Source organism: Piscibacillus halophilus (assembly GCF_900110685.1).
GTDB classification, from domain to species: domain Bacteria; phylum Bacillota; class Bacilli; order Bacillales; family Alkalibacillaceae; genus Piscibacillus; species Piscibacillus halophilus.
In genome coordinates, this window is record NZ_FOES01000025.1 from 21,299 (window position 1) to 39,928 (window position 18,630).

General features: G+C 33.9%; 25 protein-coding genes and 1 pseudogene. 11 read left to right on the forward strand and 15 right to left on the reverse strand.

The features are described 5' to 3' along the window. The first annotated feature begins 32 nt into the window (after window positions 1-32). On the forward strand, window positions 33-629 hold the full coding sequence (locus BMY57_RS10795) for a class I SAM-dependent methyltransferase (protein WP_091774183.1): 597 nt from the start codon (window positions 33-35) through the stop codon (window positions 627-629). An 87-nt stretch (window positions 630-716) separates the two neighbouring features. Here the strand turns inward: BMY57_RS10795 and BMY57_RS10800 are convergent, their stop codons facing one another. The 3 genes from BMY57_RS10800 to BMY57_RS10810 all read right to left on the reverse strand — a co-directional run bounded on the left by BMY57_RS10800 (window position 717) and on the right by BMY57_RS10810 (window position 3,632). Next, entirely contained in the window at window positions 717-2,663 is a 1,947-nt protein-coding gene (locus BMY57_RS10800) for an AMP-binding protein (RefSeq protein ID WP_256205298.1), read from the reverse strand. A gap of 261 nt (window positions 2,664-2,924) precedes the next feature. Beyond that, complete coding sequence (locus BMY57_RS10805) at window positions 2,925-3,170, reverse strand: hypothetical protein (RefSeq protein ID WP_091774185.1); 246 nt, start codon at window positions 3,168-3,170, stop codon at window positions 2,925-2,927. A 63-nt stretch (window positions 3,171-3,233) separates the two neighbouring features. Next, the gene (locus BMY57_RS10810; RefSeq protein WP_091774187.1) at window positions 3,234-3,632 is read right to left on the reverse strand and encodes a nuclear transport factor 2 family protein; all 399 of its coding nucleotides are present in this window, start codon (window positions 3,630-3,632) and stop codon (window positions 3,234-3,236) included. 215 nt (window positions 3,633-3,847) lie between these two features. Between BMY57_RS10810 and BMY57_RS10815 the strand changes: the two genes are divergently transcribed. The 3 genes from BMY57_RS10815 to BMY57_RS10825 are packed head-to-tail and all read left to right on the forward strand — an operon-like array spanning window position 3,848 to window position 5,683. Beyond that, window positions 3,848-4,513, forward strand: coding sequence for a DUF421 domain-containing protein (locus tag BMY57_RS10815; protein WP_091774189.1), 666 nt, complete (start codon window positions 3,848-3,850; stop codon window positions 4,511-4,513). A 59-nt stretch (window positions 4,514-4,572) separates the two neighbouring features. Beyond that, window positions 4,573-5,055 carry an MGDG synthase family glycosyltransferase gene (locus tag BMY57_RS10820; RefSeq protein ID WP_091774191.1) on the forward strand — a complete coding sequence of 161 codons (483 nt, stop codon included), beginning with the start codon at window positions 4,573-4,575 and terminating at the stop codon, window positions 5,053-5,055. Then, complete coding sequence (locus BMY57_RS10825; RefSeq protein ID WP_091774192.1) at window positions 5,042-5,683, forward strand: glycosyltransferase family protein; 642 nt, start codon at window positions 5,042-5,044, stop codon at window positions 5,681-5,683. Before BMY57_RS10820 ends, BMY57_RS10825 begins: the two co-directional genes overlap by 14 nt. Window positions 5,684-5,758: 75 nt before the next feature. Here BMY57_RS10825 and BMY57_RS16485 read toward each other — a convergent pair. Next, window positions 5,759-5,899: pseudogene (locus BMY57_RS16485) on the reverse strand (FosX/FosE/FosI family fosfomycin resistance thiol transferase); the annotation flags it as partial. 204 nt (window positions 5,900-6,103) lie between these two features. Then, window positions 6,104-6,439, reverse strand: coding sequence for a thioredoxin family protein (locus BMY57_RS10835; RefSeq protein ID WP_091774194.1), 336 nt, complete (start codon window positions 6,437-6,439; stop codon window positions 6,104-6,106). 185 nt (window positions 6,440-6,624) lie between these two features. On the opposite strand from BMY57_RS10835, the gene BMY57_RS10840 reads away from it, so the two are divergent. Continuing rightward, window positions 6,625-7,062 (forward strand): OsmC family protein, encoded by a 438-nt coding sequence (locus BMY57_RS10840; protein WP_091774195.1) that lies wholly within the window; start codon window positions 6,625-6,627, stop codon window positions 7,060-7,062. Window positions 7,063-7,129: 67 nt separating this feature from the next. Here BMY57_RS10840 and BMY57_RS10845 read toward each other — a convergent pair whose 3' ends face one another. Further along, window positions 7,130-7,594: a hypothetical protein gene (locus tag BMY57_RS10845; protein WP_256205299.1), complete on the reverse strand. Its 465-nt coding sequence runs from the start codon at window positions 7,592-7,594 to the stop codon at window positions 7,130-7,132. Window positions 7,595-7,880: 286 nt separating this feature from the next. Here BMY57_RS10845 and BMY57_RS10850 point away from each other — a divergent pair, with 286 nt between their 5' ends. Then, a complete protein-coding gene (locus tag BMY57_RS10850) occupies window positions 7,881-9,266 on the forward strand; it encodes a sodium/glutamate symporter (RefSeq protein ID WP_091774197.1) in 1,386 nt (461 codons plus the stop codon). Between the two features lie 53 nt (window positions 9,267-9,319). Here the strand turns inward: BMY57_RS10850 and BMY57_RS10855 are convergent, their stop codons facing one another. The 4 genes from BMY57_RS10855 to BMY57_RS10870 all read right to left on the reverse strand — a co-directional run bounded on the left by BMY57_RS10855 (window position 9,320) and on the right by BMY57_RS10870 (window position 11,759). After that, window positions 9,320-9,664, reverse strand: a complete 345-nt coding sequence (locus tag BMY57_RS10855; RefSeq protein ID WP_091774199.1) for a hypothetical protein — start codon at window positions 9,662-9,664, stop codon at window positions 9,320-9,322. 91 nt (window positions 9,665-9,755) lie between these two features. Then, a complete protein-coding gene (locus BMY57_RS10860; RefSeq protein ID WP_091774201.1) occupies window positions 9,756-10,151 on the reverse strand; it encodes a VOC family protein in 396 nt (131 codons plus the stop codon). A 169-nt stretch (window positions 10,152-10,320) separates the two neighbouring features. Continuing rightward, on the reverse strand, window positions 10,321-11,313 hold the full coding sequence (locus tag BMY57_RS10865) for an LLM class flavin-dependent oxidoreductase (RefSeq protein ID WP_091774202.1): 993 nt from the start codon (window positions 11,311-11,313) through the stop codon (window positions 10,321-10,323). Window positions 11,314-11,330: 17 nt separating this feature from the next. After that, window positions 11,331-11,759 carry an NUDIX hydrolase gene (locus BMY57_RS10870; RefSeq protein ID WP_091774204.1) on the reverse strand — a complete coding sequence of 143 codons (429 nt, stop codon included), beginning with the start codon at window positions 11,757-11,759 and terminating at the stop codon, window positions 11,331-11,333. 147 nt (window positions 11,760-11,906) lie between these two features. Between BMY57_RS10870 and BMY57_RS10875 the strand changes: the two genes are divergently transcribed. Together BMY57_RS10875 and BMY57_RS10880 are read left to right on the forward strand one after the other, a co-directional pair. Further along, entirely contained in the window at window positions 11,907-12,167 is a 261-nt protein-coding gene (locus BMY57_RS10875; protein ID WP_369678859.1) for a DUF1292 domain-containing protein, read from the forward strand. A gap of 18 nt (window positions 12,168-12,185) precedes the next feature. Next, window positions 12,186-12,593, forward strand: coding sequence for a hypothetical protein (locus tag BMY57_RS10880; protein WP_091774210.1), 408 nt, complete (start codon window positions 12,186-12,188; stop codon window positions 12,591-12,593). Between the two features lie 55 nt (window positions 12,594-12,648). Here BMY57_RS10880 and BMY57_RS10885 read toward each other — a convergent pair whose 3' ends face one another. Further along, window positions 12,649-13,482, reverse strand: coding sequence for a DUF3307 domain-containing protein (locus BMY57_RS10885; protein ID WP_091774212.1), 834 nt, complete (start codon window positions 13,480-13,482; stop codon window positions 12,649-12,651). A gap of 11 nt (window positions 13,483-13,493) precedes the next feature. Continuing rightward, window positions 13,494-14,192, reverse strand: coding sequence for a hypothetical protein (locus BMY57_RS10890; RefSeq protein ID WP_091774214.1), 699 nt, complete (start codon window positions 14,190-14,192; stop codon window positions 13,494-13,496). A 176-nt stretch (window positions 14,193-14,368) separates the two neighbouring features. On the opposite strand from BMY57_RS10890, the gene BMY57_RS10895 reads away from it, so the two are divergent. Further along, window positions 14,369-14,833, forward strand: coding sequence for a YndM family protein (locus tag BMY57_RS10895; protein WP_091774215.1), 465 nt, complete (start codon window positions 14,369-14,371; stop codon window positions 14,831-14,833). Between the two features lie 27 nt (window positions 14,834-14,860). On the opposite strand, the gene BMY57_RS10900 is transcribed toward BMY57_RS10895, so the two are convergent. The 3 genes from BMY57_RS10900 to BMY57_RS10910 all read right to left on the reverse strand — a co-directional run bounded on the left by BMY57_RS10900 (window position 14,861) and on the right by BMY57_RS10910 (window position 17,046). After that, entirely contained in the window at window positions 14,861-15,229 is a 369-nt protein-coding gene (locus tag BMY57_RS10900) for a DUF1360 domain-containing protein (RefSeq protein WP_091774217.1), read from the reverse strand. A 295-nt stretch (window positions 15,230-15,524) separates the two neighbouring features. Continuing rightward, window positions 15,525-16,706, reverse strand: coding sequence for a D-alanyl-D-alanine carboxypeptidase family protein (locus tag BMY57_RS10905; RefSeq protein ID WP_091774218.1), 1,182 nt, complete (start codon window positions 16,704-16,706; stop codon window positions 15,525-15,527). 130 nt (window positions 16,707-16,836) lie between these two features. Continuing rightward, window positions 16,837-17,046, reverse strand: coding sequence for a CDGSH iron-sulfur domain-containing protein (locus BMY57_RS10910; RefSeq protein WP_175614713.1), 210 nt, complete (start codon window positions 17,044-17,046; stop codon window positions 16,837-16,839). A gap of 167 nt (window positions 17,047-17,213) precedes the next feature. Between BMY57_RS10910 and BMY57_RS10915 the strand changes: the two genes are divergently transcribed. Together BMY57_RS10915 and BMY57_RS10920 are read left to right on the forward strand one after the other, a co-directional pair. Next, the gene (locus BMY57_RS10915) at window positions 17,214-17,648 is read left to right on the forward strand and encodes a potassium channel family protein (protein ID WP_177176374.1); all 435 of its coding nucleotides are present in this window, start codon (window positions 17,214-17,216) and stop codon (window positions 17,646-17,648) included. Window positions 17,649-18,007: 359 nt separating this feature from the next. After that, a complete protein-coding gene (locus BMY57_RS10920) occupies window positions 18,008-18,253 on the forward strand; it encodes a hypothetical protein (protein ID WP_091774224.1) in 246 nt (81 codons plus the stop codon). Window positions 18,254-18,630: the final 377 nt, after the last annotated feature.

Here is an 18,630-nt window from a genome sequence, read left to right on the forward strand (position 1 = left end):
TAGAAAATTTTTAATACATAGGAGAATGGAATATGGAAAATAACGTTTTTGAGCAATTGGCCAAAAAATATGATACAGAAGATAGAGTTGAATTAGCTAAAGTTATAGTTGATGAAGTAAGGCTTGAATTAAATAACAGTCAATCAAAATCTTTAATCGATTATGGAAGTGGTACAGGTCTAATTAGTCTAGAACTATCAGATTTAGTGGATCATATAATGTTAATCGATTCATCCAAGCAAATGACAGAGGTTGCGGAATCTAAAATTTCACAACGAGGAATTACCAATGCAAAAGTACTTTATTCTGATTTTACTCAAGAAACTCCTGAACATAAGGCAGATATAGTTTTAATGTCACTTGTCCTTCTTCATATTCCGGATACTAAAAAAATTCTAGAGGAAATGTTCAATATATTAAATCATGGTGGCAAACTAATCATTGTTGATTTTGACAAAAATGATCAAATAAATCATCCGAAAGTTCATAACGGTTTTTCACATGAGGAACTGAGAAAAATATTATCTGAAGTTGGATTTAAATCAATTGAAATAAAGACTTTCCATTATGGAAATCGTATTTTTATGAATCAAGATGCTTCAATGTTTATATCCAGTAGTATAAAGTGATTTTTCGTTCTAGATTTGGTAGAACAAGACTATAGAAAAACGCTTGGATTTTAAATATCCAAGCGTTTTCTATGATTATTCGTGTTATTAACTTATAACACCTTTTCCTAATTCTCTAATCTTCTCAACGACATATGGATTTTCTAAAGCAGATAAATCGCCAGCATCTTTATTTAAATACGCTGCTTTAATCGCACGTCTCATAACTTTAGCATTTCTTGTTTTAGGTAAGTCTTCAACTATATGAACGGTTTTTGGTGCAATGGCTTTACCAAGGCGTTGGATAGCATGATCGACCAATACGTCTTTTAATTCTTCTTCACTGAGTGGTTGATTTTTAACAACTACAAAAGCGATTGGTTTTTCGCCTTTTACTTTATCTGGAACACCGATTACACCAGCTTCAACCACATCATCATGTTCAACAAAAATAGACTCTATTTCAGCTGGACCTAATCGTTTACCAGCCACATTTAGGGTATCATCTGAGCGACCTGTAATAGTATAGAATCCTTCATCGTCCCAAATCACCCAATCTCCATGGACCCATGTATCTTGGTAACGACTCCAGTAAGTGTTTTCATAGCGATCATTTTCCTTATAAAACCCATTTGTCATTCCGACCCAAGGTTGCTTTAATACTAATTCACCAACTTCATTTTTTACTGATTGGCCATCTTCATCGTAAACATCAACGTCCATACCAGGTAAGGCAGCATTAAACGCTACTGGAGCAATTGGTTTGACTAAGACATTACCAAAAATTCCGCCAGAGATCTCAGTTCCACCAGAATAGTTAAAAATCGGCACTTTCTGCTTGCAAATTTTATCAAACAACCACAACCAAGGTTCTTCATTCCATGGTTCACCAGTAGAACCAACCATTTTCAATGACGATAAGTCGTGATTAGTGACATAACGTTCATCTAAATTCATAATTGAGCGAATCAAAGTAGGAGAAATACCTAAATGCGTTACTTGATGACGATCAACAATTTCCCAGATTCGACTAGGTGTTGGGTAATCTGGAGTACCTTCGAACATTAATATTGAAGCTCCATTTAACAGGCCACCGTATACTAGGAAAGGGCCCATCATCCAACCCATGTCCGTGTACCAGAACAGTGTATCTTTTTTGCACACGTCCATACAAATACCAGCATCAAACGCTGCTTTTAGAGGGAAACCATTGTGAGTATGTAACGCACCTTTAGGTTTACCAGTTGTTCCGGAAGTGTAAATGATCATAAAAGGATCATTACCATTGGTTTGTTTTGTGTCAAATGAAGTTTGATCTGTTCTAATCTCATTCCAGGATACGTCCTGATTAGTCCAATTAACATCTTCATTTGTACGATTGACTACTATTACATGTTCAATAGAAGGAGAGGAGGCAACGGCTAAATCAGCTTCCTCTTTAAGGTTAATGACCTTTCCACGACGATAAAAACCGTCAGCCGTTAATAAATATTTAGCATTTGCAGCGTTAATTCGTTTTGCAACAGCTTCAGATTTATATCCAGAGAAAGCAGGAGAGAAGATGGCACCTACTTTAGAAATAGCAAGCATCGCAATCACTGTCTCTGGAATCATCGGCATATATATGGTTACGATATCTTTTTCTTGAACACCTAAATTAACCAATCCATTAGCAATCCGATTCACTTCATCTTGAAGCTCTTTAAACGTATATCGAATAATGGAGCCGTCATCAGACTCCCAAATTAAAGCGTTTTCATTTTTCATAGAAGAATCTAAAGCCCATTTATCCAATGCATTATGAGCAACATTCATTTTTCCGTTAACAAACCATTCAGGGTACATAATCCCTTGATCTAAATTAATGACATTGGTATATGGTTGATACCACTCAATATCTAAAGCATTGACTGCTAGATCCCAAAAGGAACCAATATCTTCAATAGAGTGTTTGTAAAAGTCTTCGTAAGAGGTAAAACCTGATTCCTGCATAAGCTCATATAATCTTGTATTCTTTATATAATCTGTAGTTGGATTCCAAACTGCTTTAGACAAAACACAAAACCTCCTGAGAGAATATTCTTAATTTTATAATACTATATATACTAAAATGATTAAATAGAAAATGGAGATTTTAAGAGTGATAAACATTGGTTTTATTTGGATTCACTTTAATAATGGCATATAAATTCATTAGAATTTAAGTTGATTTCTGAATAAGCTTTTTAAACTAACTTCCTATAATATATATTATGTAAACCTAGATAAAAAACATCATTAAATTCCTACTAGATCTCCTTCCTATAATAATGGTTATCATAAATTTCCTGGATTACAATTACCACTTATAAACCCCACAATAGACCCTTCATAGTTTTCGGCTACAAAAGTATAACTGTTTTCTTCGGATAAATTTCTAACCCACAAATCGTTTCTCTTTTGATAAGACAAATTTTCTAAGAAATTATTAGGGATTATACCTTTGTATGTGGTACGCCATGAGTCTACGTGAACTTTTGCGATTCCTTCTGTATCTGAATAGTTAGCTTTTCTGATTTTCATAAACATATCCCCTTCTGTTACCTAACCATCAATTAATATTTACAAGACCGCTTTCCATTGACATTAAAAAATCCCATTCTCATTAGGGGAATTCTCTGGCACAGGTTGTCCTAGGTCCCACAATTCTACAATACGACCGTCTTGATAACGGAAGATATGTACAACTGCCGCTCCAAGGTCTTCTGGATTTTGTTTTACGTGGGAATGGACTGCAACGTAATCTCCTTCTTCAATTGCAAGTTTAACTTCAAATGACTTATCAGGGTTTTGGGATGCATTCTCTTCCATTGCAAACATGAGTGAATCTGCATCCCCACGAAAATAAGGATTGTGGTGAAGAAAATTTGAACTCACGTAATTGGTGTAAGCTTCTCTAACTTGCCCTGAAGCAACCTGTTTTAGAAAAGAAACTGCTTTTTCTTTATTGGAGATTTTATCACGATCTTGTTGTTTTTGATTCATTGAAAACATCCCTTCATATCGATCTTATAATTTGTATTAACTCTACTGGTTGTTTGTATTACAGTTCGACAAAAACAGCATTAACCCTTCTTGAAGTTACCTATTACTCTAAATTTAACAGTTGTTATAACGGATCATCATGTATTTGATTTTCAATAAATCACATACTAATTTTGTATCAACGTTTTAATTTAGCTAACTATTAGGATGATTCTATGCTTTTGTTTATTGGAAAGGTTAGTATTCTGTTTATTATTTATGTAATGGCGGTCCGACTTTTAGGAAAGTCAGCATTAGCCCAACTAACCGCCCATGACTTTGGCGCCCTTTTCTTTATAGCTTATTTACTTTTTGGTTCTATTGAAGTGAATGGAATGTTACAAGCCATTATTGGAGGGGCGACCATTTTATTACTTTATTTAGCCATAACGAAATTGACTCTTTGGAATAAGTTGAATAAGTATCTAATTGGGGAACCAACTTTTTTTATTAAACATGGAAAGATTATGTCACATAATCTTAAGAAGAGTCGCTATACATTATCGGAGTTAATGTCGATTATTCGTACTAATGGCTATTTTGATATTAATGATGTTGATTATGCATTATTAGAACCTAATGGTGAAATCAGTGTTCTGCCTAAAAAAGATAAAGGCTTCATTACACCTAGTCATTTGGATTTAAATATTGATGATAATGGACTTCCCATCGTCGTCATTGTTGAGGGTGAAATTCAACGCCATAACTTAAAATCCATTAATAAAAACGAAGATTGGTTAATAAATGAGTTAGATTCACTAGGGTATAGTCAGCTAAACAAAATATTTTTAGCTACTGTTAGAGATAAGGATCTATTGCTTAAAGTCTATACAGAACATTAACACCACTTTATTGGAATCATTCTACTATTCCACAAGCATCTGTAGAAAGGATTAAGCTCATGAAAAAGGTATTAATCATACCGTTCTTAAATATGCAAACAGGACATCATCAAGTTGCAGATACTTTAATAGACTGGCTAAAAATCTTAAACCCATTAATAAAGGCTGATAAGGTCGACATTTTAGAATATGCTTACGGAAATGTTGAATTATTGGTTTCACATTTTTATATTAAATCGATTGGCACGATCCCATCAGTTTATAGTTGGTTATATAAGAAAAATGCTGTTAACAATGGGAATAAAGAACGTTTTCTAATATATGATCTTTTGTTTCAGCGAGCAATGTTAAAGCTAATAAAGGAAAAGCAACCTGACATTATTATTTGCACTCATTGTTTACCTTCGTACATATTAAGTCAACTAAAATTAACAAATGCTATTTCTATTCCTATTGTTAATGTCTACACTGATTATTTTATTAATACCATTTGGGGAATTAAAGGAGTGGATTTGCATTTAGCGCCAGATGCTCACTATTAAACAACAATTAATTGAAAAAGGAGTAGATCATCATAAGATTTTTGTTACTGGAATTCCTATTCATCCTCTACTCCAACAATCTAAAACAATCAAAAATCTATCTAATGAAAAATTGAACATATTAGTATCAGGTGGAAGTTTAGGAATTGGACCAATTATGCAACTTACTAAAAAGTTAAATCCTAATAAAACAAATTATTATATCCTTTGTGGAAAGAATGAAACTTTGTATTGTAAAATAAAACAGTTAAAGGTTCCTAACTTGATACCTCTACCTTATATCAATTCTAGACAGGAGATGGACGAACTTTATCAACAGTCTCACGGTATTTTAACGAAGCCCGGTGGAGTTACGATCAGTGAAGGCCTTTATAAAAAAATACCTATATTTATATTTAATACGTTACCGGGCCAGGAAGAAGTTAACTTAGAATATCTAAAATCAGAAGGTTTAGTATTCAAAATAATAGATCAGAGATCAGATGATTCCATTGATGATCAAATCTTATCTGGATTATATTCTTCACACAAAATGACTATATATCACAGCAGATTAAATGAGTACCATAAGAGAATCTCAGAAGACATCCCAACAACGCTCAATCATATGATGAAATTATATCATTAAGTCAATATTTGCTTGATAAGCCAGCGATTTAATTTGACTTATAAGTGACCTTATCAATCGATTCTATAGAATTCCTTATTCACCCCTATCAACTTCCTTGTAAGTTGATAACCTTTCTTCTAAAGTACCTGTATGTAATTCAAATAGATTGTGATCATAATCATAAAAATAAATTGAATATCCCTCGCCACTTATTCTTGGTCTAGGTGGTTTCATATCGAGGTTTATAAGTCTAATAAGTAATTCGGAAATGGACATTTATAGCATCCTCTACTTTTATGTAAACCATTATTTACTGATATTATGTCTAATGTTTTTAGTTTAATGTAGTGTTATCATGATAAATTTTCAAAATTTAATTAAATGGTATAAAAATAACGTCCCATTCTATATACGAAAGGGACGTTATTTTTTATTATGTTAGTTTGTTACCTTTTGGAAATAGTCATTGAGGAAGTTTGTCACTTCATCAGGTGTTTTGGCATTTGCACTGTGTAAATGGCCAATTTTTTCTCCATCTTTAAATACTAATAAACTTGGGATTCCCATCACTTGATATGTTTCAGCGATTTCAGGAAATTGGTCACGATCCATTTCATAAAACGGAAATTCATCAAATTGTTCTAGTACGCTACCTATAAAAAAGTCCATACGTTTACAATCTGGACACCAATCAGCAACAAATTTAATGACGACTGGTTCTTCACTATTGATCAGTTTTTCGAATTGATTTTGGTTTTCAACGTTTTGTGTCATATATTTCAGCCCCTTTAATCTATAAAAACTTCAATTTAATTCTACCTAGGTAGGAAGCTATTTTCAAATTATAGAAACTTTTAAACCTCAACTTGTTTTTAATCAATTAGCAAAGGGTATGTATTTTACAACTAAAGAGATAGTTCATTTTTTGTCTCAATACAAAATTAAAGGAGTGTTCAGCAATGTCCGAGGTTGAGAAAATAACCGCTAGTACGATTGGAAGACAGACTGTAGGTTACTCTAAGGATCATAAAATTATAATTGATGAACCACCTTCCATGGGAGGGAATGATGAAGGTCCAAACCCATTAGGGACTTTACTCATTTCTTTAGTTGGTTGTGAAAATGTGATAGCTAATATGGTTGCAAAAGAAATAGATTTCGATCTTCAAGAAATTTCATTTGAAGTCACTGGTGAATTGGATCTTGATGGAATGATGGGAAAGGCGGATGTAAGACCTTATTTTCAAAAGGTCACGATAAATGCTAAAGTTAAAACAGATGAAACTGAAGATCGCATAGATGAACTTCAAAAAATCGTCGATTCGAGATGTCCCATTTTTACTGCTTTGGAAGCGGCTGATATAGAGATGCTTCCTAATTGGGTGAAAGAACCTTAAATTGTAATTTATATTCAAAAGGTAGCAACTATTTAATAGGCTACCTTTTTACTTGGATTTATATAATCTATGAATTATATTTATTGCAATTCTTCTTACCATTAATCCCATCAGGATACCTATTATAGCAAACAGTATTGTCATGTATAATGGCCCTAATATCCTCCCAAATACTTCTAAAGTTGAGGAAAAAAATTAAACCCACTACTGCAAAGTAAGCCGTCATAACAAATGGTATATATCCAAGAACAGATACTTCCCCTTCCGCTTCTTTGTAAGCATCCCATATCGCAAACATATAAAGACATGGACAAAACAAGAGCCATTGATAATCCGTCATCAATATTGCTTTAGATAATTCTCCATTAAATGAACTGAAAATCACTAAATTTAATTTCGATTTATAATTAACGATGATGACGAGTATAACAAGTACAAATCCTTTAACCAATTTTTGATTGAGTATTTGGCCCAATCCAGGTAAGAAAATGCTCCATAATAATACTTCAAATTTATTAGGTTTTTGTTCCATAGCATACCCTACTTCGTTCCTTGTGATTAAGTCTTAAAATTGAATTTAATAAATCGCCAACTATAGCTGGAGTTATCTTAAATGTTGCTCCGCATTGCTTATCGTCCATCTCATGACCTCCAAACTCATGATATTACTAGTTTGATTTAAAATGAATATTTTAAACGACTTATATATAAGTCTTTATAGTTTATTTCTAATACATTTAAGTAATTTTTATACAGTTTTAAAAATTAATACTCGTGGTATTATACCTTTACCAAACTTTGAAAAAGGAGAATATATGATGACTCCAGATCAGATAGGTTTTGCGCTATTGTATTTAGGAGTTTTTTTATTAATAGGTAAATGGATAAGAATTAATTCAAAGTGGCTTCAAAATTTATTTTTACCCTCCTCCGTCATAGCTGGATTTTTAGCTTTAATATTAGGACCACAAGTATTAGGACAGTTTTTTGATGAAGGAACTTTTTGGAGTACAGGTGTTATGACACCTGAGATTTCGGCAGTATGGGAAGCACTACCGGGCTTATTAATAAACGTAGTATTTGCAACACTATTTTTAGGAACTATTTTACCTAACTTAAAGAAGGTTTGGAATATTGGTGGTCCTCAACTTGCATTTGGTTGGACTTTAGGTTGGGGACAATATGTATTTGGTATTCTTTTGACGCTTTTAGTGTTAACACCCTTCTTTGGTCTACCCCCAATGGTTGGAGCATTGATTGAAGTTGGTTTTGAAGGAGGTCACGGAACCGCAGCTGGTCTACAAGGAACATTTGAAGAAATGGACTTTGCTGAAGCTTATGATTTAGCAATCGGACTTGCAACCGTTGGAATTTTATCTGGTGTGATCATAGGAATCATTATGATTAATTGGGGCATTAGAAAAGGTAAGACAGAAGTTATAAAAGGTGCTGATGAGGCTTCCGCAACACAGCGACAAGGTATTATCGAATTTGAGAATCGGGAACCTGCGGCCAAAATGACTGTAAGACCGGAATCGATTGAACCCTTATCACTACATTTCGCAATTATCGGATTAGCGATATTAGTCGGATATCTTATATTACAAGGATTAATCTGGGTAGAAGCAGTTATATTTGGAACTGATTTAATGACTTATGTACCTCTCTTCCCATTAGCCATGATTGGGGGTATTCTGGTACAACTATTCTTTACGAAGCTTGATCATGCGAGCATACTAGACCGACATATGGTGATGAGAATTCAAGGTCTTGCTCTAGATATTTTAATACTGGCGGCAATAGGTACCGTATCCCTCGAAGTTATTGGAGAAAATATTATTCCGTTCTTACTCTTAGCAATCGTGGGTATTGGATGGAACGTATTCGGCTTTTTTGTTTTAGCACCACGGATGATTCCATCTTATTGGTTAGAGAGAGCCATTGGAGACTTTGGTCAATCCATGGGTATTACAGCTACGGGTTTATTATTGATGCGTGTAGCTGACCCTGAGGCTAAATCTCCTTCATTTGAAGGTTTTGGTTATAAACAATTAGTTTTTGAGCCTTTTTTAGGTGGTGGGTTAGTTACTGCACTATCCGTCCCGCTTATATTTCAGTTTGGTGCTGTTCCGTTTTTAATCTTTTCTTTCGTTATGTTGTTATTAGGTTTCGGAGTTGGATTATTTCATTTCGGAAAGAAATAGGCATAAAATTACCCGTTGAAAGAATATACTTCAACGGGTTTTAATGCTTTATATTAATTAATTTTAGTTCTAAACAATGTAGGGTGTAACTTTTTTTCTTCTTGTTCATTTCCCATTTCCCGAATCAATTTACCGAGCTCTTCTTTCATTTGTTGCTCAATCCAAGGGATCCTATTGAGTTCATCAATTTTTAAATCAATATCTCCTTTATGATCAACATAAAACTCGTGATCATATTCGCGACCTCTTTTCAACTTGACAAACCCAATATGTTGACACTTTTTATGTTTAATATGAGTCGATTTAGCAATGACTGTTTGCTTATCAATCATTTCCGTCATTTGTGTAACTCGGTCATGATCCTCATTCGTGTAATGCTGAATGTTTAATTTATTCATATTAGCCTCCGTCATTGTGACTGACCTTTAACAGGTCCATTAATTCTATTATAACCTTTTTAGCGTCACAATGCTTGAATTAACTCTTATTCTATTTTTCTTCACAGAACATGATGCGATTTCCTTCACTATCTTCAATGGTAAAAAACTTGACTCCACCATCTCCTTCGATTGGTGACAAAATATTAACCCCTTTACTCTCCATAGCTTGATACGTCTCTTCAATATTATCTGTATCAAAAAAGAATAAGTGATTCTCACTTGGCTTAATTTCTTCTCGATGCATACTATCTAAAAGTAATTCAGTATTCTCCAATGAAATTGGATAAATTGTTTTAATATGCGGGTCCGTGTTGTTAACGAATTCATCGTCATTTGGTAAATCCAATAACTCTCGATACCATTTGACGGCTCGAGGCATATTGTTCACGATCACAAATACTGCTCCTATTCGATTCTTCACAGAATTTTTCACTGTTTCTCCCATAAATAGTCACTCCATTCTATATCAATCCAATTATTTAATGTTATATATTCAGTAAAAATATGGTTATTCCTTTTCATTTTATAGCAAAACCCAGAGATTCCAAAATACTCCCTTTATATTTTGAGCAATAATCACTAAAAAAGCATTCCTATAATTGAAGGGAATGCTTTTAAAGTATTTCATTAGCAAGTAATTCGTATGACTTTAATTTGGCATTGAAATCGTAAATATTAGTTATAATCAAAAACTCGTCAGTCTGATATTCTTCAGACAGTTCTTCTAACCGTTCTTTCACAAAAGATGGAGTCCCAATAATGGCCCGTCTTCTATTTTTATTTATTTCTTCAATTTCTTCTTGGTTAAAAATACGATTTTTAGCTTCATTAATAGTCGGTACAATGGTACTTCTACCTTTTCCTACATTTAATAACCATAAATCTTGGCTGAGAGCTAATTCTTCAGCTTTCTCTTGTGTTTCTGCACAAACGACAAATATACAACAATTCGTCTTAGGTTTTGTTAGACTTGGGGAAGGTTTAAAATGTTCTCTGTAAAGACCTAATGCTTCTTTTCCGTTCTCAGAATTTATAAAATGCCCATATGTAAAGCCTACTCCAGCATTTGCGGCATGTTTAGCTCCTCTTTCTGAGACACCAAGAACCCATATTTCTGGATGATGTTCAATTTTTGGTCCGGCTTTGATTTTTCGATAATCATGATCTTTCGGAAATGATTGATGAATAAAACCTTGAAGGTCTTTTACTTGTCGAGGGAAAGAGCTAAGGCTTTTCTTTTGCCCATCGGTTAACGCAAGTCTAACTGATTCTGGACCTCCAGGTGAGCGACCAACCCCTAAATCGATTCGACTTGGGTAAAAGGCAGCTAACATATTAAAATTTTCAGCCACTTTAAGTGGGCTATATTGTGGTAATAGAACTCCCCCAGATCCTACACGAATTCTGTTAGTTTGGGATGCTATTTGACCAATCATTATTTCAGGTGAAGTACATGCTAGTCCGTTCGTACTGTGATGTTCGGCAACCCAATACCGATGATAGCCTAATTTCTCTGCTTCTTTTGCTAATTGAATAGAGTTATGTATAGCATCTTCTGGAGATTGCCCTTTTGAAATCGGTGATTGATCTAATACACTTAATTTCATGATGATTAATCCTTTCGTTACACGGTTAAATAACCTTTTAGTATTCCTTGTAATATCGCAAAGCATAATTCTGAATCATCGATGGTACCCTCTTCAATAAGGGAATAAATTTCATCAACCTTTACTCTTCTAACTTCAATCTTCTCATGTTCTTCAAGTGCTTGTCCAACATACTTAAGCACCTCATTAGTATAAAAAACGTGTGTTATTTCGTCAGAAATCCAAGAAGCTGGACGTAGTCCTAGATGGTCAACAGTCCCACATTGATAACCTGTTTCTTCAAGGAATTCACGTTTGGCTGCTTCTTTAATATCCTCGTTTGGATTTACTCCTCCACCCGGTAATTGGATCGTATAATCATTAATTGGTTTTCTAAATTGGTTAATTAAAATAAAGTGTTCGTCATGTTTAGCTAACACGACTACAGATTCTTCTGGTTTTGTCATTTAATCTCCCCCCTTCCTCTATTATATTCCATTAATTTTGACAAACTCCTTTATTTTTCAATCAAACGTTTGATTGAATATTTTAAATCATAATATTGACGGTTAAACACAAACTAAGCTTGACTTTATTTATTGGAGGTTTTAATGATGGAAGAACATCGCGACCGAATTACGATAAAAGATGAGCAAGGAGCTGAACGCGAATTAATTGTGGAGGCACTCTTCGATATGGAAGAAGACTCATATGCTTTATTAAAAGACCAAGATGAGACGTTGTTAATGAAGATTGAACAGCAAGGGGAAGAACAATTTTTAGTTCCTATTGAAGATCCTCATATTAGAAATTCTATATTAGATGCCTACGAAATTGCATTAGATGCAGCACCAGGAGACAATGAGGACTTCTAAAGAAATGAGGGTTTTGGTTTGCGCCTTATATTTTTATTGATTGTAATGTCTTCCTTATCACCTTCTATGGTTAATGCAGAAGAAATTAATGTTGAAATTTTTGATGTCGAAACGGAACAAGTGGTTAAGACTGTTTCAAAAACAGACGATATGCAACATGAGGTAGAACGTTACATCGAAAGTATCGATGATATTTTTAAAGGCATTGACCCAGTACCTGAAGATGGTTTTATGATTAAAATACCATTAGATCCTGTGGTGAAAATTGATAATGAATGGCTTCAATCTGAAGTTGATACAGTCATTATAATCAAACCTGAAAATGAAAAACCGTACCTCCTATTGTTCGATGAAGAAAATCGACCTTGGGTTTTCCTGTTTGAAACACCCATAGATGAATTATTAAGTTTAGTGGATTATCCATAAAAAAGCACTCTAACTATTAATTTGCATCTAACAGTTAGGTGCTTATTCCCATAAGTTAAACCAGTCTTGCTAAATAGCCAAATATTAACCCAATAATCATACTCATCAATGTTCCAATGAGGTAGTATTCCGCAAATCGTTTATCATCAAACTGTTTAAATCGGGTTATTGATTTAATGGCCAATATAATCGTAATTCCCATCACCTGACCACTATATACAAACATCATAATCAGGACACGTTCAAGCATCCCTATATAACGCCCTATTTTATGGTGACTCTCAGGATATGATGTTTTACTTTTGGTAATGACCGTATGAATTTGAGGTTCTTGACCATCTTCTTTCCGATCGATCTCTTCTTCTATAGTTTGTTCAATCGAGTTGGGAGGTGCAATTTTGTTTAGAACAATATGAAGAAAGTGCGATGCGACAACTGTATTAAGGTAAAGTAAGATGATTAATGCAATCACATCTTCAAAAATATAAACTTGTCCAACCGAGTATTTCTCTATTAAGTAAATAAACGGTAAAACGATAATGGTTATATGCAATGCTTGATCAACTAGAAAAAGAACTACCTTCATTTTTTGTGATGTGATTTTCTGATCTAAGTAATATTTAGCACTATCAATCGCATAATGTGTCACGGAAGTTAGGATGATGACAATTAATAACATAAGCACTAATAGTAGATTCATAGATTGAGAGATAAGCATTCCAATAAAAACAAACCCCACTGAAATGATAAAATGAATCCCTACATGTTTAACGATAGCATTCTCTCTTCTTTTTTTATCAGGGTGGTGACGTTCTTGAATCAGTTGATCACTTTGAAAGGTGAAATCCGCTAAAAAGTGCGCGAGTATAAGCAATAATAAATAAGTCATCTAAAACATCCTCACTTATTTTGTTCGAGTTGATTCTGGTGGAAATCCAATAATTGAAGTAAGCTTTTTTCTGATTCTGCCACAAGTTCAAAATTTGCGGCATATAAGTGATTACTAACACTTGTTTTTGGAGATTTATAACCAAACTTGTTTCCAATCTCTTCGTACGTCATGTCTGGATTTTCTCTCACTGCTTGAACAATGGCCTTCTGTTTTTCACTTCGTTTGTTGATGAGTTGACTGATCATATAATACAAGGCATTGATCGATGAATAAGGAAAGTCCTTTGTATAAAAATAGATCTTATGTTGTTTTGGGAACTCCCATATTTTAGCTTCTCTATCACCTTGTTTAATTAATTCATCTCGAGCATATAAAGCATTAATGATTGCGCTGCCATTTGCGATGTGGATACTTTCTTTATTCTTCGTATCAATCGTACCAAATCCACAGCCAATATAAAATGTGAAGTTTGGTTTATTTTCGGTAAATTTTTCAATAGCTCTTAATATTCGATAAGCATCAGAAAAACGAGATAACACTCCAATGAGTTCATCCCCTTTTCTTATATCAAAATAGATGGTTAATCTCTCCGAAAACTTTCGATTTAAATATTCCTTTAAATCGGTTAAATATGCCTCTACTTGATCTAATTTTTGGTCTTGCGATTTAACCACATCGACTGCGATACATGTATAATAATGTGACATATATACACCTCCTACACATGTACTCAAATAAGTACATGTTTTTTATATGTACACATAATAAGTACACTTATTTATCATGTACTAATAAGTATAACATATTACAATCAAACGACAACTAATACGCAGTATAAAATGATAAAAAATAACAACAATAAATAAAGAAAGGAGGATTTAACATGAATCATACAAAATTATTAGCCATCAAATTTGCTTCATGTTTTGTCTTATTATTTTTAATCTTAGGATTCGGATATGATGTTTCATTTGGTAACGTATTAATGATCAGTGTGGTTTTAACCTTGGTTTCTTACATGGGAGATGCTTTTGTATTACCTAGAACAAGTAACACGGTTGCCACTGTAACTGATTTCGTCCTAGCGTATGTAGTGATCTATTTTATGCTAAGTATTTTAACGGTAGGAGGAAATTTATTTGCAGCATCATTAATATCCGCAGTAGCAGTTACAATATTTGAATATTTCTTCCATAAACAAGTTCAGTCAGAATACAATGAAGGTGAACGTGAAGAACATCGTGGAGGAGATTATCGACTCCAAACCGAATTCTCAGAAGAGCTGGAGCCTGATGAGATTGAAACAGATGAAAATGGTGACGGCCCTAGAAATAATAGGGATCTATAAAGACTAAGGCGGCTATTGATAGCCGTCTTATTTTGTTTTTAAGTAATCAACTAATTTGATTCCAACACCAACGAACGTTTCTAAAATAGACTGGGCACCCGCAATTGAAAAGATAAAAATAATTGGCAAAGCAATAGTTGGAATATACATGTAACCAATAGCCATAAATATGGCACTCCACACTCCTGCACACCAATAACAATTAAGTAAATAACCAAATTTTGAGGTTGGTACCTCTTTACTTTCTATATGCCCTTTTTTATCTTTTACAGTTTTCTTCTCTAAAAACGGTTTTCTTATAAATTCAGTAATTTTGTCAAATACAATAAGGTGTGTGAAACGATAACTCGCTAATATGATCATTAAATAAGTCAGCCAATTAATTTCTTCTATCATATATAACCCCTTCTTTAAAGCTCTTTGTTATAATCTTTGTTTAATAAAACTGTTCATGCATGTTTTAAATGAAAAATTATGTGGCAGGAGCTTCTAAATCTTTTAATTATAAAAACATTTTGTTGATTTTCAGGAGTAGATTGTTGATGTTAAAGCATCTCTGAAGAAAGCGAAACAATTTTGACGAACTTACAGCAATAAAAAAACCGAACCTTAGGTGCTAAATATACCCTAAAGTTCGGCTCTATTATATAAAAGTTATTTTGTTTTAACTCCTTGTTGATAATGGTGCTGATTAATAAAAGAAGCGGCGTCTGCGATGTTTTTTAATAATATTAACCATCATTAAGACCAGTAATAAACCTAAAACCCCTAAAACAATTCCCCAAACACTTATTTGGTGAGTTTTTGTCTCTGTATCTTCATCCAAGGTGTGATGTTCTTCCATCGTTGAAGCTTGTACTACTTCAGTTAATTCCCTAGTTTCAATTGTTTCGCCTTGTTCATTCTCAATTTCAAGCTTACCGTCTTCGGTAAAATCTTGATTCCAATCAATTCCCTTTTCGGCTGTAAAAACAAAATCTTCCTCTAATATATATTCTGAATTTCCTAAGTGCAAGGAATCGGGTGTTGCCTCGACAGTATAGGTTTCAAAATTTTCAAATCCATAATCTAAAAGTTTTTCCGTATCTTGATAAGCAAAATCAGCAGAATCCGCTTTTAATGTGACAACTATTAAATCAATGTGGTCCTGACTTGCTGAGGTAACGAGTGTAAAACCTGATTGACTTACAAAACCATTTTTTACCCCAGTTACATCATCTCTTTGACGAACTAATTGATGATGATTATAAAGAGTCGTGTCCCAACTCTCACCATCCCATTTCATTTCTTCAATAGCAGCAATTTCTCGAAATTCTTCATTCTTCATGGCATATTGAGTGATTTTGGCCATATCTTCCGCTGTTGTGACATGATCAGCATCATAAAGACCGTGAGGATTTTCAAAATGAGTGTTGTTAACACCTATCTTTTCTTTTACAAATCGATTCATTCGATCAGAAAAATCCTCAACACTTCCGTCAATATGTTCTGCAATAGCTACACCAGCGTCATTACCAGAATTAATCAATAAACCCTTGACAAGCTTTTCCATTTTAACTTTTTCTCCAGGCTCAAGATAAACTCTAGTTCCGGCCACATCCCTAGCATTCTCACTTATCGTTACAGTATCATCTAAATTACCTTCCTCAATCGCTATGATGGCAGTAACGATTTTAGTAATACTTGCTGGATACATGGATTGATCGCCATATTTATCGTATAAAACTTCTCCAGAATTAGCATCTATTAATATAGCAGCTTCACTATTTAATGATATATTTTCAATGTCCTCTCCCGATTCGTGTCCAGAAACGTGAAGAGGTAATATTAAAAGTAATATTGCGGTTATTAATAATAATCGGATTTTTGTCATGATGAAAACCCCTTAGTTTCATTATCATATACAGTATAATGCATGACATAACTGACAAGCAATAAAACTTTAAAGTTGTAACACGATTTTTAAATAAAAAATAAAGAGCCCTTCATCAGGCTCTTTGAGATTACGATTCATTTACACGTGTCTTTGATTCAAATCCAACCTTCTTATGTGATCCGTCACAAAATGGCTTGTTATCAGATGCACCACAACGACATAAAGAGAAAGCTGGTTTTGTTTCGTATTTATTTCCTTCTGCATCTAGTAACTCAACATCACCTTTAACTAGGATTGAACCGTTATCACGCACTTGAATTATTGGCTTTTCACTCATCAAATTACTCCCCCTCTATACATTTTTTATGTTTATATTATCATGACGTGTAAAGGAATTCTAGAAAATACCGATTAAAATGTTCTTTAAGCTATGTTTCAAACTACTCAATCTATAGTCATAATTGTATAATATTACTATACAAATTTATAAAAAGGATGTCGGCCATGTTTTTCGAATTAATCAAGAAACGAATCCGAGAAATTGATAACAAACTACTCTATGCTATATTACTGATTATTTTTATTTTCATTTCAGCCTTCATCATTCGTGGGATTGAGCCAGAAACCTTTGATTCATATTTCACGGCATTGTGGAGGATTATGACGACAGTGACAACAGTCGGCTTTGGAGATATTTCTCCAGTTACAACGGCTGGTCAATTATATGCCATGACCGCTGTATATATTGTTGGTATTGGATTAATGGGAGTTGTAATCGGGTATATTGTGGATTCCATCCATGAGTATCGAAGAAATAAGGAGGAAGGAAAATTGTCCTATAAAAAATCTAACCACTATATCATCATAAATTACACGAAACGTTCTAAAGAAACCATCGATGAACTACTAATTATGCATGAAGACAAAGAAATCGTTTAATTGATGAATCCTTGGACAAAACACCGATTCGAAGTGATCGGGTTCATTTTATTTCAGGAAATCCTGCACATGATAATACATTATATAAAGCCAATATTAAATAGAGTTTTGCGGTATTAATCTTTGCTTCAGATGATGTAAAGAACTATTCTTTAGCAGACGGTCAAACATTACTTATTGCGACAACTATTGAAAGCCTTGGTGAAAAAGAACATTTTGATGTTTATACTATAGCTGAGATATTATATGACCAACATATTAATGCTTTTAAACATTCTAAAGTTGATGAGTTTATAACGCCTTATCAGACAAGTGCTCACTTGATTGCTAAAAGCGCCACGTATAAAGGAGCAAGCGAAATGTTTAGACAGCTAACCTCAACCAATTATGGCCATGATATTTACTCAATTAAAAAGGATCCTTCCTGGGTGACTTACCGTGATGCCTATAACGCTTTATTAGATTATGGAGCGACCCTTTTATCAGAAGGAGAAAGATTAGGGATCGCTAAAAAAGCAGATGAAATGATACCAGAAAATGCGGAGTTAATGATTATATGTGATCAAGAAACTTATGAAAATATTTCAAATCAATTAGTGAGTTAAGACAAGGATTTTATTCCTTGTCTTTTTTCAATGTGTGCCCGGCATGGGCTATAACTTGGTGGTGAAAGTCCACTACAGGCCTGGCAGTAGGAACTGTTAGCTAATGGCAAGGGTGTCCACCGTGAGGTGGAATCTGAAGGAAGCCTAAGGCAAAATCCTGAACTGACGAACAGAAACTGTATATAAGGCTGAATTGGAACGGATGAGTTTGCATTACAAAACGAAGTCCTATACTGCACGAATTCCATACAGTAAATACAGCAGTTATATGGGAGGAAGGTTATAGCTCTTACCCGGGGAGGTCTTGCAAGGGTTCCCGACAAGAGGGAAGAAATTTTCCACAGGAACAATCACGGCAGTGATGCTGTGATGAATTG

What these genes read in the sequence shown, in the direction of transcription:
- BMY57_RS10795 (WP_091774183.1), top strand. Translation starts at nt 33, where the DNA reads ATGGAAAATAACGTTTTTGAGCAATTGGCCAAAAAATATGATACAGAA.
- BMY57_RS10805 (WP_091774185.1), bottom strand. Translation starts at nt 3,170, where the DNA reads ATGAAAATCAGAAAAGCTAACTATTCAGATACAGAAGGAATCGCAAAA.
- BMY57_RS10810 (WP_091774187.1), bottom strand. Translation starts at nt 3,632, where the DNA reads ATGAATCAAAAACAACAAGATCGTGATAAAATCTCCAATAAAGAAAAA.
- BMY57_RS10815 (WP_091774189.1), top strand. Translation starts at nt 3,848, where the DNA reads ATGCTTTTGTTTATTGGAAAGGTTAGTATTCTGTTTATTATTTATGTA.
- BMY57_RS10820 (WP_091774191.1), top strand. Translation starts at nt 4,573, where the DNA reads ATGAAAAAGGTATTAATCATACCGTTCTTAAATATGCAAACAGGACAT.
- BMY57_RS10825 (WP_091774192.1), top strand. Translation starts at nt 5,042, where the DNA reads ATGCTCACTATTAAACAACAATTAATTGAAAAAGGAGTAGATCATCAT.
- BMY57_RS10835 (WP_091774194.1), bottom strand. Translation starts at nt 6,439, where the DNA reads ATGACACAAAACGTTGAAAACCAAAATCAATTCGAAAAACTGATCAAT.
- BMY57_RS10840 (WP_091774195.1), top strand. Translation starts at nt 6,625, where the DNA reads ATGTCCGAGGTTGAGAAAATAACCGCTAGTACGATTGGAAGACAGACT.
- BMY57_RS10845 (WP_256205299.1), bottom strand. Translation starts at nt 7,594, where the DNA reads ATGGAACAAAAACCTAATAAATTTGAAGTATTATTATGGAGCATTTTC.
- BMY57_RS10850 (WP_091774197.1), top strand. Translation starts at nt 7,881, where the DNA reads ATGACTCCAGATCAGATAGGTTTTGCGCTATTGTATTTAGGAGTTTTT.
- BMY57_RS10855 (WP_091774199.1), bottom strand. Translation starts at nt 9,664, where the DNA reads ATGAATAAATTAAACATTCAGCATTACACGAATGAGGATCATGACCGA.
- BMY57_RS10860 (WP_091774201.1), bottom strand. Translation starts at nt 10,151, where the DNA reads ATGGGAGAAACAGTGAAAAATTCTGTGAAGAATCGAATAGGAGCAGTA.
- BMY57_RS10865 (WP_091774202.1), bottom strand. Translation starts at nt 11,313, where the DNA reads ATGAAATTAAGTGTATTAGATCAATCACCGATTTCAAAAGGGCAATCT.
- BMY57_RS10870 (WP_091774204.1), bottom strand. Translation starts at nt 11,759, where the DNA reads ATGACAAAACCAGAAGAATCTGTAGTCGTGTTAGCTAAACATGACGAA.
- BMY57_RS10875 (WP_369678859.1), top strand. Translation starts at nt 11,907, where the DNA reads ATGGAAGAACATCGCGACCGAATTACGATAAAAGATGAGCAAGGAGCT.
- BMY57_RS10885 (WP_091774212.1), bottom strand. Translation starts at nt 13,482, where the DNA reads ATGACTTATTTATTATTGCTTATACTCGCGCACTTTTTAGCGGATTTC.
- BMY57_RS10890 (WP_091774214.1), bottom strand. Translation starts at nt 14,192, where the DNA reads ATGTCACATTATTATACATGTATCGCAGTCGATGTGGTTAAATCGCAA.
- BMY57_RS10895 (WP_091774215.1), top strand. Translation starts at nt 14,369, where the DNA reads ATGAATCATACAAAATTATTAGCCATCAAATTTGCTTCATGTTTTGTC.
- BMY57_RS10900 (WP_091774217.1), bottom strand. Translation starts at nt 15,229, where the DNA reads ATGATAGAAGAAATTAATTGGCTGACTTATTTAATGATCATATTAGCG.
- BMY57_RS10905 (WP_091774218.1), bottom strand. Translation starts at nt 16,706, where the DNA reads ATGACAAAAATCCGATTATTATTAATAACCGCAATATTACTTTTAATA.
- BMY57_RS10910 (WP_175614713.1), bottom strand. Translation starts at nt 17,046, where the DNA reads ATGAGTGAAAAGCCAATAATTCAAGTGCGTGATAACGGTTCAATCCTA.
- BMY57_RS10915 (WP_177176374.1), top strand. Translation starts at nt 17,214, where the DNA reads ATGTTTTTCGAATTAATCAAGAAACGAATCCGAGAAATTGATAACAAA.
- BMY57_RS10920 (WP_091774224.1), top strand. Translation starts at nt 18,008, where the DNA reads ATGTTTAGACAGCTAACCTCAACCAATTATGGCCATGATATTTACTCA.